This window comes from Humitalea rosea (assembly GCF_003253705.1).
GTDB lineage: Bacteria > Pseudomonadota > Alphaproteobacteria > Acetobacterales > Acetobacteraceae > Humitalea > Humitalea rosea.
In genome coordinates, this window is record NZ_QKYU01000003.1 from 234,464 (window position 1) to 242,341 (window position 7,878).

At 71.9% G+C, this 7,878-nt stretch carries 7 protein-coding genes; 5 read left to right on the plus strand and 2 right to left on the minus strand.

The window, feature by feature from the left end; genetic code table 11:
* The first annotated feature begins 2 nt into the window (after nucleotides 1-2).
* From C8P66_RS04255 to C8P66_RS04265, 3 genes are read left to right on the plus strand one after another with little or no spacing between them, the layout of a single operon-like run.
* On the plus strand, nucleotides 3-1,166 hold the full coding sequence (locus C8P66_RS04255) for a GNAT family N-acetyltransferase (RefSeq protein ID WP_111396899.1): 1,164 nt from the start codon (nucleotides 3-5) through the stop codon (nucleotides 1,164-1,166).
* Entirely contained in the window at nucleotides 1,163-2,956 is a 1,794-nt protein-coding gene (locus tag C8P66_RS04260) for a sensor histidine kinase (protein WP_111396900.1), read from the plus strand. The genes C8P66_RS04255 and C8P66_RS04260 overlap by 4 nt, the downstream gene beginning before the upstream one ends.
* Before the next feature lie 3 nt (nucleotides 2,957-2,959).
* Nucleotides 2,960-4,354: a sigma-54-dependent transcriptional regulator gene (locus C8P66_RS04265; RefSeq protein WP_111396901.1), complete on the plus strand. Its 1,395-nt coding sequence runs from the start codon at nucleotides 2,960-2,962 to the stop codon at nucleotides 4,352-4,354.
* A gap of 221 nt (nucleotides 4,355-4,575) precedes the next feature.
* Here the strand turns inward: C8P66_RS04265 and C8P66_RS04275 are convergent, their stop codons facing one another.
* Nucleotides 4,576-6,204, minus strand: coding sequence for a glycosyltransferase family 32 protein (locus tag C8P66_RS04275; RefSeq protein ID WP_111396902.1), 1,629 nt, complete (start codon nucleotides 6,202-6,204; stop codon nucleotides 4,576-4,578).
* Nucleotides 6,205-6,357: 153 nt separating this feature from the next.
* Between C8P66_RS04275 and C8P66_RS04280 the strand changes: the two genes are divergently transcribed.
* Complete coding sequence (locus C8P66_RS04280; protein ID WP_111396903.1) at nucleotides 6,358-7,179, plus strand: bestrophin-like domain; 822 nt, start codon at nucleotides 6,358-6,360, stop codon at nucleotides 7,177-7,179.
* An 87-nt stretch (nucleotides 7,180-7,266) separates the two neighbouring features.
* Nucleotides 7,267-7,497, plus strand: coding sequence for a DUF2171 domain-containing protein (locus C8P66_RS04285; protein ID WP_111396904.1), 231 nt, complete (start codon nucleotides 7,267-7,269; stop codon nucleotides 7,495-7,497).
* A gap of 66 nt (nucleotides 7,498-7,563) precedes the next feature.
* Here the strand turns inward: C8P66_RS04285 and C8P66_RS04290 are convergent.
* The coding region (locus C8P66_RS04290; protein ID WP_158537089.1) for a transposase at nucleotides 7,564-7,878 on the minus strand (315 nt) is incomplete at its 5' end.

The window sequence follows — 7,878 nt, forward strand, 5'->3', positions numbered from 1 at the left end:
CGATGACGCCGGATGCGGGCCTGCGCGCGGTGCTGCTGCCGGGCCTTGCCGCCCTGCCGGAAGCCGCATGGGCCGCCTGCCTGCCGGATGAGGCCGAAGGCTGGCGCTATCACCGCGCCTGCGAGGCCGCGTCGGGTCCCCCGGCGCGGCCCATGGCGGCGGCGGTGTTCGACGCGGCCGGGCTGGTGCTGGCCGTGCCGCTGTTCCGCCTGGCCTACCGGCTGAATACGCCGCTGCAAGGCCGCCTGGCGCGGCTGGCGGGCGGGCTGGAGCGGCTGCTGCCCGGCCTGCTGGAGTGGCGCATGCTGGGCGTCGGCTCGGCGCTGACGGAACGCTGCCCGGTGGCGCTGCGCCCCGGCCTTGCGGACGGCGCGCGCCGCCATGCCGTCGCTGCCCTGCTGAAGCTGCTGGAGCAGGAGGCGAAGGCCAGCGGCGCCAGCGTCCTCGCCGTCAAGGATCTGGCGGCGCCAGAGGCCAAGTGGCTGGCGCCCCTGCTGCGCGAAGCGGGGCATGCCACCGTGCCGAGCCTGCCGGTCGCCGTGCTGGACCTGTCCGGGATGGACGAGGCCGCCTACCTGCAAAGTCTCTCCGCCGCCACGCGCAAGGATCTGCGGCGCAAGCAGCGCAGCCGGGCGGTGCTGCGCATCGAACATCGCGACAGCACCGAGGGGCTGAGCGCGGCGATCGAGGCGCTCTACCGCAGCACCCAGCAGAACAGCCGGCTGCGCTATGGCGATTTCGAGGATCTGCCGCCGGGCTATTTCGATGCCGTCACGCGGGATGCGGCGGGCCGCGCGCATCTGGTGCTCTACTGGGTGGGCGAACGCCTCGCCGCCTTCAACCTGCTGCTGCTGCAGGCGGATCGCGTGATCGACAAGTTCCTGGGCATGGCCTACCCGCTGGGGCGCGAGCACAATCTGTATGGAGTGAGCTGGATGGAGAACGTTCGCTTCGCCCTCGCCACCGGCCGGCCGCTCCTGCAATTCGGCCAGACCGCCTATGCCGAGAAGCTCCGGCTCGGCTGCCGCCTTGTGGGCTCGACGAATTTCGCCCGGCTGCGCTGGGGCCCGGCGCAACCCCTGCTGCGCGCCGCATCCCCCTGGCTCGGCTTCGACCGCTGGGACCCCGATCTGCGGGCCGCGCGGCGCATGGCCGGGGCTGCGTGAGGCGCCCTTGCGGCCTCGCCAGGCGGGCGGCCGGGCGGGCCGCCGGACTGGTCGCGCGGACGGTCGCGCGGACGGTCGCGGGGCTGCGGGCCATGCCGCTGCGGTGGCAATTGGTGATGGCCTTCCTGTCGGTCAGCATCGTCCCGGTGCTGGTGGCGAGCCTGGTCGCGGCACAGCTCATCTCCGGTCTGTTCCACGAGAACATGGAACGCTGGCTGGGCGATGCCGCGCGCTTCGTCGCGGCGCGCGCCATCGAGGAGACGGAGGATTCCGAACGCGCCGCCGGCATCGTCGCCACCAGCCTGACCATCGACACGGCGCAGGGCGGCAGCACCGCCATGGACCTGTCGGCGGAGCTTCTGGCGCTGGCGGGCTACGAGGTGGTGGCGGTGTATGACGCGACCGGCCACGTCATCTATTGGCGCGGCGAGGCGGCGCCGGGCGACTGGCTGCCGCGCGAAGATGCCTCGGGCTTCTTCCTGGTGTCGGAGGCCGGGCGCCCCTCGCTGCTGCTGGGCGCGGCGCGGCGGTTCGTCTCCAATGGCGAGGCGCTGTTCGTCTTCATCGGCGACCGCTGGGACCGCATCATCATCGACCTGCCCGGCGCCAGCGCGGCGCTGCAGGTGCGGGCCTTCACCGTCTCCGGCGGCCGCGCCGTGCATCTCCGCACGCCCGGCATGGAGCCCTGGCTGGTGCCGCGCAGCGTGCTGGAGCGCATGGCCGCCGGCACCGACAGCATGGTGGAGAAGGTCGCCACCGGCGACACGCTGGCCAGCGGCTTCGCGGCGCTGCGCAGCGCCTCCGGCCAGCTCGTCGGCATCGTCGCCAGCCGCCTGCCGAGCGACATCTCGCCCTTGTCGCATATCCGCACGCAGGAATTGTTCGTCATGCTGGCGCTCGGCGCCGGGCTGATCTCGACGCTTGTGGCGCTCGTGGTCTCGCGCTTGTTGTCGAGCCCGTTGCAGGCGCTGACGCAGGGCCTGCGCCGCGTCGGCGATGGCGATTACGCGGCGCGGATCGAGGGCGGGGGCAGCCGCGAATTGCTGGAACTGGCGGGCGGCTTCAACGCCATGGCCGAACAGCTCAACGCGCTGCGGCAGCGTGAGGCGCTGATGCACAGGCGGGAGCGTTTCGCGGCACTGGGCGAGGCGGCGGCGGTGATCGCGCATGAAATCCGCAACCCGCTCGGCATCATCAAGACCTCGGTGGAGGTGATCGGCATGCGCGGCGCGGTGCCGGCCGACAAGGACCGGCTGATCGGCTTCGTCATCGACGAGGTGCGACGGATCGACGGGCTGGTGCAGGACCTGCTGGATTACGTCCGGCCGAAGGAGACCATCCGCATCCCGGTGGATCTGGGGGAGGAGATGGACCGCGTGCTGGATTTCGTCGGCCCGGAACTAGCGGCGCGGCAGATCGTGCCGCTGCTGCTGGCGCCGGCCACGGACACCATCGTGCAGGGCGATCCGGCGGCGCTGCACCAGGCCTTCCTGAACGTGGTCATCAACGCCATGGATGCGATGCCGGGTGGCGGGCGGCTGACCGTGGCGGTGGCGCGCGAGGGCGAGGAGGTCGTGGTCTCCATCGCCGACAGCGGCGGCGGCGTGGACCCTGCCATCCGCGACCGCATGTTCGACCCCTTCGTGACCGACAAGCCGCACGGCACCGGCCTCGGCCTTGCGCGCGTGCTGGATGTGGTCGAGAGCCATGGCGGCAGCGTGGTGTGCCAGAGCACGCCCGGCCAGGGCGCCACCTTCACCCTGCGGCTGCCCGCACATGCGCGGATCTGAGCCATGCCACGCCCGATCCTGATCATCGACGACGAGGCGAGGCTGGCCGAGGTGATCGCGGTCGCCCTGCGGCAACGCGGTTTCGCGACGCATTTCGTCGACAGCGCGGCCAAGGCCCTCGCCTGGCTGGACGAGGGCAACCCCTCCCTCGTGCTCACCGACCTGCGCATGCCGGGGATGGATGGGCGCGCGCTGCTGCAACGGCTGCAGGCCGCGCGGCCGGAACTGCCGGTCATCGTGATGACCGCCTATGCCTCGGTGCGCGATGCCGTCGCCTTGGTGCAGGACGGCGCCTTCGACTACATCTCCAAGCCCTTCGAGATGGAGGATGTCGTGGCCACGATCGGCCGCGCCCTCAAGCTGCAGGAAGCCGAGGCGGAAAATGCCCGGCTGCGGCAGGAGCTTGAGCAGAACTATGATTTCGGCAGCCTGATCGGCACCAGCCCGCCGTTCCAGGCGGTGTTGCAGGGCGTGGCGGAGGTCTGCGCGAGCCGCGCCACCGTGCTGCTGCAGGGCGAAAGCGGCACCGGCAAGGAGCTTGTGGCGCGCGCCATCCACCGCAACAGCCCGCGGCGGCACAAGCCCTTCGTCGCGCTGAACTGCGCGGCGATCCCCGAGGCGTTGCTGGAGAGCGAGTTGTTCGGCCATGTGAAGGGCGCCTTCTCCGGCGCCGTCGCGGCGCGGCAGGGGCGTTTCGCCGTGGCCGATGGCGGGACGCTGTTCCTGGACGAGATCGGCGACATGCCGCTGGCCCTGCAGGCCAAGGTGCTGCGCGCGGTGCAGGAGCAGACCTTCGAGCCGGTGGGAAGCAGCCGCACCGTGACGGTGGACATCCGCTTCATCGCGGCAACCCACCAGGACCTGCGCCGGCGCGTGGAGCAGGGCGCCTTCCGCGAGGATCTGTACTACCGCCTCAACGTCTTCCCCATCCAGGTGCCGGTGCTGCGCGATCGGATCGGTGATCTGGAGGTCCTGGCGCTGCATTTCCTGAAGCGCCATGCGGCGTCCATGGGCAAGCGGCTGGACGGGTTCAGCCGCGCCGCGCTGGCGGCGATGACCGCCTATGCCTGGCCCGGCAACATCCGCGAATTGCAGAACTGCGTCGAGCGCGCGGTGATCGTGGCGCGGGGCACCGGCGTCGAGGTGACGGACCTGCCGCCTTATCTGTTCGAGCGTAGGCCGCCGATCGGCCAGGGGGTGGCGCTGGGGCAGGCGGCGGGGGGCGCGGTGAACCTGGAGGCCGAACTCGCGCGCATCGAACGCGCGCTGCTGACCGAGGCTCTGCGGACGACCGGCGGGGTGCAGGCCAGGGCGGCGGAACTGCTCGGCATCACCGAACGCAGCCTGTGGCACCGCATCAAGAAGCTGGAGATCCGCATCACCCGCACGACGGATTAGCTCAGGACTCCTTCTTGCGTCCCGAGCCGCTCTTCTTCCCCCGCCATCCTGCTTGTTCACGGTGGCCCAGGCCCTGCGCTCGGCCTTGCGTTCCTACGTGCCGGTGTATTTGGCCGTGTCGCCACGGGGCAGGATCGGCCTCCCCTCGCGGAGCCATGCGCGCTCCCATCCGCGAGACGCCCGGGCTGCCGCCGGGTGCCTGCCGCCGGGTTGCCTGCCGCTCAGGCCAGGCGCCAGTTGCCCGCGGGCGTCATCTTGTAGGCAAGGCCAGGCTCGTTGCGCGTGAACGCCTGCAACTGCTCGGCACGCAGCACCGTCGCCGCGGCCCGGGCGGCCTCGGGCGTCGCGGCCTCGGCCAGCGCGGCGACCACGTGGCGGGTCAGCAGCCCCGGCCCGGTGCCGTTCCAGATGTCGATGGCCGCGCCATCGGCCTCCCGCAGCCGCGCCGTGACCTCGGCGATGGCCGCCCCCAGGATCGCCGAGCGCGGCCGCGCGCCGATCAGGCAATTGTTCAGATAGGCCGGCGACAGCGTCGCCAGCACCACCACCACCTCGCTCCGCCGCAAGGCGTCGAGCAGGGGGGCCACCGGCGCGATGCAGCGGTCGTCGGAATCGGCATAGAGCCCGCCGTGGGTGAACAGCCAGAGCAGCCGCAGGTAGTCCGATTTCATCGCCGCATGGCGGCAGCCGTCGAAGCAGCGCAGCGCGGCCTCGCCATGCTCGGCGGCGATGAAGGCACGGGCGCGGGCGAGGTCCAGCACGGTATGCGGCAGGCCGGGGTTCATCCTGGCCCAGCTTGCCATCACCTCCGCCACATCCGCCGGCGGCACCGGGCTGTCCCAGAACTGCATCACGCCGCAGCCGGGGCCCGGCAGGTGCTCCGTCCCGGCCGGTTCCAGCAGCGCCACGCGCCCGGCCAGCAACAGCCCATCCAGCAGGAAGCAGGCGGCGGTGCTGTCGAAGGCCCGGTTGGGGCGCCGCATCCACGCCCTGGCCAGCGCGATCAGCCCCGGCCCATCCTCGGCGACGCTGCGCAGGCGGCAGGCCTGGGTCCAGGTCGCGGCGGTCCAAAGCTCACGCGGCAAGGCGTCCAGCACCGCCGCCGCCGCCACGGGATCGCCCGCCTCCATCGACAGGCGGGCGGCGAGGCCGGCGGCCTCCGGGCGCGTGTCGGCCCGGCCGGGGCCGCGCTCCAGCAGCGCCAGCGCCGCCTCCGGCCCGTGGCTGCGCAGCGCCACCTCGGCCTCGGCCTCGGCGAGGCCCGGGTCATCGGGGAAGACCTCCCGCAGCCGTTGGGCGAGGCGGGGGGCCGCGCGCATCCGCCCGGTCGTGACCAGCCCGAGCAGCAATTCCCGCCCGGCCCCGGCATTGAGCGAGCCCTGGCGCGCCAGCGGCAGCAAATGGCGGATGCGCCTGTCCTGCGCGGCCTTCAGGGCGCTGGCCCGGTTCTCGATCGCGGCCCACCACGCCGGCAGCGGGCGGGCCAGCCCGGCAAGCCGCGCCAAGGCGGCATCCTGCCAGCCGAGCTTCGTATAGGCCGCCGCGGCCATGGCCAGCAGCGGCTCGCGGCGCGGGCCCATGCGCTTGGCCGCGGCCTCGAAGGCGAGGGCGGCGAGGTGGAAGGCGCCGCCCGCGCTGGCGATCTGGGCCATGCCCTCCAGGATCGTGGCGTCGCGGCTGCCGAGGGCCAGGGCCTGGCGGAAGGCGGCCTCGGCGCTGCGGAAGCGCTGCCGCCGGCACAGCAGATGCCCCCGCGCGACATGCGGCGCGGGGTCGCCGGCGGCCATGGCGGGCGGGGCGGAGAGCGGGGCATCGCGCGGCAGCGGCACCGGGGGGTCGAGGCGTCCCATCAGCTGGCGGCCGGGTGCTGCATGCCTCACCGTAACATGTGAGGTTCGAGGGGATAGCCGCCGACCGGCCGGCTCACGCCAAGGTGAGGGCCGGAACGATCCGTTAAGCCTCGGGGCGCAGTCTGCCGCGCGACAGCCCGGACCCTTGCGCCCATGTTCCCGAACGCCTTCGCCCCCGGGCATGCGACGCCCGTCCTGAACCTGCTCTATGCCCTGCCGAGCGGGGTGGTTTACGCCCTCTTCACCATCGGCACCGCTGGCCTCGCGGCGCTGGCCTGCCGCTTCCTCTCGCCCCTGGTGCGCTCGCGCGGCCTGCCGGGGCAGTTGGATGTGGCGCTGCGGACGACCGGTTCGGTGATGGCGGCGCTGACCCTCACCCTGGCCTTCTGCGCGGTGCAGGCCCGCACCCAGGCTGATGACGCGAGCCGCCTGGTCCATGCCGAGGTATCGGCGGTGGCGGGGCTCGCGCGCCTGGCCGAACGGCTGGGGGAGCCCGGTCTGGCGATCCGGGCGGAGCTTGCGGCCTATCTGCACAGCATCATCACGGTGGAATTCCCCGCCATGGCCGAACGCGGCGCCGATCCCGCGACGCGCCGGCTTGCCGATGTGCTGGAGGAGGCGGTCTATGCCGCCGCCACCACCGCCCCGCCCTCGCTCGCGACCGATCTGCTGCAACAGGTGGACGGGCTCGATTCGGCGCGCGAGGACCGGCTGCACGCCGCCCGCCTCGGCCTGCCGCGGCAGTTCTGGATCCTGATCGGGCTGCTGGTGCTGCTGCTGGTGGCGACCGGCCCGCTGTATGAGCCGCAGCGGCACGTCATGGTCATGCTGGCGATCCAGGCGGCGGGGATCGGGGCGCTGATCGGCTTCGTCTTCCTGATGGACCAGCCCTTCCGCGGCCAGATCGCGATCTCCTCGGCCCCCTATGAATCGCTGACCCATATCCTGATCCATCGGATCGCGGTGGCACGGTGAGCGCGATCCCGATGCATCCCGCCGCCGCCTGCCGCGTTTGAGGGGCGGGGACGCAGCCTCGCGTCCCGAACAGAAGGAGACGAGCTCATGCTCGATCGCAGCCGCATCAAGGAACACATGGAAGTCGTCGGCTCCTGCGGGAACCATGTCGGCACCGTCGACCATCTGGACGGCGACCGCATCAAGCTGACCCGCAGCGACAACCCCGATGACCAGCACACCTTCCTGCCGCTGTCGGAGATCGCCATCGTCGAGGCCGGGCGCGTGGTGACCAAGCACAACCACATGGACTCGATTTCCCTGCTGCGTTCGGAGTGAGCCGTGGCCTAGCAGCCTGTCGGATTCACGTCATGGATGTGGTTGCCTGGTCGGGTCTGGGTGGGTTCATGGCTGCATCAGGCGATGCAGCCTGCGGCAGTTATAGGCGAGCGCGACCAGTCCCCATTCGGCGGCGACCTTCTTCAGGCCGCGGAGGCGAAAGCGGGTGAAGCCCATGACGCTCTTGATGATGCCGAACACCGGCTCGACCGATTGCTGGCGTCTGGCGTAGCGGGCTTTGCCATCGTCGGTCTCCAGCTTGGCCTTCATGGCGATACGCCAGGGGTCGTTGATCCGCCGCTCGGGCCTGGGGTCTGGCGGCGGGCGGAAGTCATAGGGACGGTGCGGCTGCGTCGCGCCGATGGCGACCAGCGGCTCGAT